We start from the raw sequence: 4685 nt of genomic DNA, 5'->3' as shown, positions 1-4685 counted from the left end.
CTCGGCGGGCGGGGGGTGATGGCGGCCCGGTGGTTGGCGTTCGCCCGTACGCTCGCGCCCCGGCTGGCCGGGGCGGCCGGGATGCCGTACCGGCGGTTCCTGCCGTGGAACGTCGCCGGGGCGGCGACCTGGGTCACCGCCTCGGTGCTGGCCGGGTACCTGGCCGGGGAGTCGTACGCGACGGTGTCCCGGTTGTTGGGTCAGGCGACCGGGGCGCTGCTGGTCCTGCTGGGGTGCCTGGTGGCGATCGTGCTGGTCGGCCGGTGGTTGGGCCGTAACCCGGACCCGGTCCGTGCCCTGCTGGCCCGGGCGGCGGGGCTGCCACCCGTACGGTGGCTGCGCAACCGGTACGGGGTGTTGTTCTTCCTGGTGTCGATGCGGGTGGGGCCGGCCTGGACGGTGGTGGTGAACCTGGTGGCCGGGTTGGCCCTGCTGTTCGCTGCCGGGTTCGTGGTGACCTGGCTGTTCGACACGGTGGTCCGCTACAGCGGGCTGGGTGGGGTGGACGGGGCGATCGCCGGGTGGTTCGCCGATCGGCGTACCCCGCACGCTGTGGAGGTCACCTCGGCGGTGGTGTCAGTGGTGCGGGGTTCGGTGCTGATCGTGGTGGTGGCTGTGGTGGCCGCGGTGTCGACGTGGCGGAGCCGGTCGTGGCGGGGTGATCTGCTCGGCGTGCTCGGTACGGCCGGGGCGTTCGTACCGCTTGTGGTGTTGGCGGTGGTGGCCCGGCTGACCGGTCCGGACCAGGACGGTCCGGTGTTCGCGTCCGAGCAGGCGGTGGTCACGGCCGGGCTGTGCACGCTGGCCTGGCTGGCGGTGCGGGGGGTCCGGTGGCCGGTGGCGGTGGCGGTGTGGACCGGGGCGGTGGTCGGTGTGGTGGGGGTCGGGGTGGCCCGGCTGTACCTGGGGTCGGGGTCGGTCAGCGGGATGGTGACGGCGATCCTGCTCGGTGCGGCGTGGCCGACGGTGTTCATGGTGGCGTGGGCGACCCGGGCCCGGGTGGTCCCGGGGGTGCCGCCGGACACCACAGTGCGGGACGGGGCCGTCGTCGGTGGACCGGACGGGTGCTCCCCGGGCCGGGTCGCGGGAGTGGATGGCCGGGTCGCGGGAGCGGACGGGGTCGAGGGGGTGCGGTGAGGTGGGCCGGGGCCGGGGCCGGTCGGCCCCGGCCCACCCCACTACCCGGTCAGTCCCGGTGGGTGACCGACTCGGGGGTGGGGCCGGTGTCGGTGGCGACCGGTCCCCGGGTGGGGTCGTCGGTGGCACCGGAGTCCGGGGTGGCTGCGGTGTCGGCCGGGGCGACCTCCCTGCGACGGATCCGTCCCGGCCACCAGAACCGGTCGCCGAGCAGGAAGGTCAGCGCCGGCACCAGGACCGTGCGGACCAGCAGGGTGTCGAGCAGGACGCCGATGCAGACGATGATCCCGACCTGGGTCAGGGTGAGCAGTGGCAGCACACCGAGCAGGGCGAAGACCGCCGCGAGCAGGATGCCTGCGCTGGTGATGACTCCTCCGGTGACCCGGAGGGCGGAGAGCATCCCCTCCCGGGTGCCGAGGGTCCGGGCGTCCTCCCGGGCCCGGGTGACGAGGAAGATGTTGTAGTCCACCCCGAGTGCGACCAGGAAGACGAAGGCCAGCAGGAGGACCCCGGTGTCCAGGGCGGGGAAGTCGAGCACGTGGTCGAAGACGAGCCACCCGGCGCCGACGCTGGCGAAGAAGGACGCGATGACGGTGAGGACCAGCAGCAGCGGGGCGATCAGGCCGCGCAGGAGCAGCACCAGCACCGTGGCGACCAGGATCAGGATGATCGGCAGGATCAGCTTGAGGTCCTGGGCGTTGGCCTCGTCGGAGTCGTGGTCGGCGGCCACGGAACCGCCGACGAGGGCACCGTCGAACGGGTCGACGCCGTCGAGGGCGGGCGGGGCGGAGTCGGGTACGGCGGCGACGGCGTCGCGTAGCCTCTCGACGGCCCGGTCGGAGGCGGCGGTGCCGGGCTCGCTCTCCAGGACCACGTCCACCTGGGCGATCCCGTCGGCGGACGGGCCGGGGCGGGCGGAGGCCACCCCGTCGACAGCGGTGGCGGCCTCGGTCACGGACCCGACGGCGCCGGGGGTGGTGAGGACGGAGACGGGCTGGGTGGTGCCGGCCGGGAAGGAACGGGCGAGGGTCTGTGCCCCGGCGACGGCTTCCGGCTCGACCCGGAACTGTTCGGTCTCGGAGAGTCCGCTGCGGATGCCGAGTCCACCGAGGCTCAGGGCGGCGAGCAGCAGGGTGGCCAGCAGCGCCACCGGTACCGGGCGGCGGACGACTGCCGCGCCGAGCCGGCCCCAGATCTTGCCCTCCCGGGCGGCGCTGCCGACCCGGGGTACGAACGGCCAGAACAGGCCCCGCCCGAAGATGACCAGGGCGGCGGGGAGGACCAGCAGGGCGGCGGCCATCGCCAGGATGACGCCGACGGCGCAGGCCACGGCGAGGGCCCGGTTGGTCTCCTGTTCGCTGAGCAGGAGGGTGAGGACGCCGAGGACGACTGTGGTGCCGCTGGCGATGATCGGCTCGGCGGTGCGGCGGCGGGCGGCGCGCATGGCGGCGAACCGGTCGGGTTCGCGGCGGAGTTCCTCCCGGTAGCGGGCGATGAGCAGCAGCGCGTAGTTGGTGGTGGCACCGAAGACGAGGACGCTGGCGATGCCGGTGACGGCGCCGCCGGCGAGGTGGATGCCGACGGCCGGGACGAGGGTGTCGATGGCGCGCAGGGTGAGTTGTTCGGTGGCGGCGACGACGGCCAGCGGAACGATCCACAGGAACGGGCTGCGGTAGGTGACCAGCAGGAGCACGGCGACCACTGCGGCGGTGAAGGCGAGCAGTGTGGTGTCCGCGCCGTCGAAGACGTTGGCGAGGTCGGTGGTGAACGCCGGGGGTCCGGTGACCTCGACGGTGAGGGCGTCGGGCAGTCCGGTCAGTTCGGCCCGCAGGTCCTTGACGGCGGTGGAGATCTCGTCCTGGCTGCCGGCTGTGGACATCGGTACGGCGACCAGGGCGACGGTGCCGTCCGGGGAGAACTGTGCCGGGCTGACCTGTCCGCCGACGGCGAACCGGCCCAGTGCGGAGGTTCCTTCGGTGACTGCCGCCTGGTCGGCCTCGGTGAGGGCGCTCTGGTCCTCGCGGCTGACCACGACGATGGCGGGCTGGACCTCGCTGGCGGGTAGTTGCTCCTGGAGCCGTTCGACCTGGGTCGACTGCCACTGCTGGGACAGTCCTGTCGACGACACGGGTGCGGGGTTGTCGGGTTGGGGCAGCCCGAAGACGAGGGCACCGAAGACGAGGGCCGCGGCCACTGTGAGCCAGGCGGCGAGTTGGCCGCGACCGACGCGGCGGAACACAGACATCCGATGCCTCACGGTCTGTCGTAGGGAAGGGACGACCGGGAGATCTCCCGGTCTCCGAATATCTTGATAAGCGAGATTATCGCCAGCTGAGTTATGCTGCAACTTCGGGGTCGAGAGGGGAGCGACGGCACGTGGCAGCGAAGGGCATGTACCGCCCACGGGACACCCGACGAGGACACCTGGTCGCCGAGATCGCGGCTGACCTGCGCCGATACAGTGTCGACGCGCAGCACATCGGGCACGCCTTCGCCAACCTGCACGGGCTCAACGCCACCGACCTGCAGGCCCTCATCGCGGTGATGGACGCCGAGCTGGCCGGCGACCCGATCACCCCCGGCCGGCTCGGCGAGCACCTCAACCTCTCCTCCGGGTCGGTGACCGCATTGGTCGACCGCCTGGAGCGCGGCGGTCACGTCCACCGCGACCGCGACACCGTCGACCGGCGCAAGATCCTCCTGCGGTACGCCGACCGGGGAGCCGCCCTGGCGATGGAGTTCTTCCGGCCCCTCGGGCAGCGCACCGACGTGGTGATGGACGCCTTCACCGACGCCGAGCTGGAGGTGGTGCACCGGTTCCTGACGGCGATGGTCGGCTCGATGCGGGAGCACCACGACGCCATCCGGGCCACCCCGTCGGACTCGGCCCGGCGGACACCGGGCTGAATCGCCCGGGATCCCGACCCGACTCCCCGTCGACGGGGCCCGTTCGACGGGGGCTGGTGGCTACGGTGAGTGAATCCCGGCCGAATCAGAGGGGGCGGGTCGCGCCCTGTCGCCGGTCGGCCGACCCCTCCTGATTACCCGTACGGAATCGGATCTTCCCTGGTCAGTATGGATGACCGAGGCGACGTGAGCGGTCCTCGCGGGGGGCGTCCACCACGAATTCGGACATATCGCTTCGTCGCTTGGCGGTGACCATGAGTAGTTTCGGAGTGTCGCCGGCGTCGATGTCCCTGGTTCGGTCGGATGTTCGCAGTGGGGGTGTCCGGCGTTCGCAAGGGTCGCCGTCCGGCCGGCGTCGTCGCCAGAGGGGGGTATGGGATGACTCAGGCACCGGCGCAGTTGTTGGCTGTGCGTAGCCTGCTGCTGCAGCATCTGAACACGAATCCGAATGTGGTGCGCGACGACGATCTGGAGCCGGCGGAGGTCGGGATCGTCGGGGACCCGTCGCATCGGGGTGGCTATCACTGCGGTGCGGATCGGGTGGTCACCAACGACTACTCGGTGGTGGAGTCGCCGCGGGATCGTAACGGGCTGACCCTGGACGCGTCGGCGTTGGACGTGGGGTGGTTCTCGGTGCGCTC

3 protein-coding genes and 1 pseudogene are annotated in these 4685 nt (G+C 72.1%); 3 read left to right on the top strand and 1 reads right to left on the bottom strand.

What is annotated here, in order from left to right:
• On the top strand, positions 1-1137 hold a 1137-nt coding region (locus tag ABT336_RS26820; protein ID WP_350900295.1), incomplete at its 5' end, for a DedA family protein.
• Positions 1138-1186: 49 nt separating this feature from the next.
• Here ABT336_RS26820 and ABT336_RS26815 read toward each other — a convergent pair.
• Positions 1187-3382, bottom strand: a complete 2196-nt coding sequence (locus ABT336_RS26815; protein WP_502891276.1) for an MMPL family transporter — start codon at positions 3380-3382, stop codon at positions 1187-1189.
• A gap of 146 nt (positions 3383-3528) precedes the next feature.
• Between ABT336_RS26815 and ABT336_RS26810 the strand changes: the two genes are divergently transcribed.
• Together ABT336_RS26810 and ABT336_RS26805 are read left to right on the top strand one after the other, a co-directional pair.
• A complete protein-coding gene (locus ABT336_RS26810) occupies positions 3529-4044 on the top strand; it encodes a MarR family winged helix-turn-helix transcriptional regulator (RefSeq protein WP_350900297.1) in 516 nt (171 codons plus the stop codon).
• 378 nt (positions 4045-4422) lie between these two features.
• Positions 4423-4685, top strand: a pseudogene (locus tag ABT336_RS26805) (hypothetical protein); the annotation flags it as partial.

Source organism: Micromonospora sp. NPDC000207 (genome assembly GCF_040300925.1).
Taxonomy (GTDB): domain Bacteria; phylum Actinomycetota; class Actinomycetes; order Mycobacteriales; family Micromonosporaceae; genus Micromonospora.
The sequence above is the reverse complement of the archived record's forward strand: the minus strand, read 5'-3'. Positions and strand labels throughout refer to the sequence as shown.

Excerpts from the sequence above, each read along its gene's own strand:
- ABT336_RS26815 (WP_502891276.1), bottom strand. The coding sequence starts at position 3,382 with ATGTCTGTGTTCCGCCGCGTCGGTCGCGGCCAACTCGCCGCCTGGCTC.
- ABT336_RS26810 (WP_350900297.1), top strand. The coding sequence starts at position 3,529 with ATGTACCGCCCACGGGACACCCGACGAGGACACCTGGTCGCCGAGATC.